Here is a 257-nt window from a genome sequence, read left to right on the forward strand (position 1 = left end):
GCTTTCGCGTAGCGCGCATCGGCCGGCAGCGCGGCCACTTCGCGGCGCAGATCGATCACCGCGTTGCCGATTTCGAGCACCGAGAACAGCCAGCGCAACGTGTCACGCCGCGCCGCCGGGTCGTTCTGCGCGAGCGCGTTGATCTGGAACATCAGGTCGCGCGCGCCGCTCTCGAAGTGCGAGCGCACGCGGCTCAGGTGCGCGCGGCTCGCGAGCACGACCTGGCGGCGCAGATCGGCGAGCAGCCGGTTGCGCAG

1 protein-coding gene is annotated in these 257 nt (G+C 71.2%); it reads right to left on the minus strand.

Annotated features, from left to right (window positions below; genetic code table 11):
- Positions 1-257, minus strand: a 257-nt coding sequence (locus tag SB753_RS38935) for an FUSC family protein (RefSeq protein ID WP_410805400.1), incomplete at both ends; no start/stop codon positions are given.

The sequence above is a fragment of the Paraburkholderia sp. SIMBA_053 genome (assembly GCF_046534895.1).
GTDB lineage: Bacteria > Pseudomonadota > Gammaproteobacteria > Burkholderiales > Burkholderiaceae > Paraburkholderia > Paraburkholderia caledonica.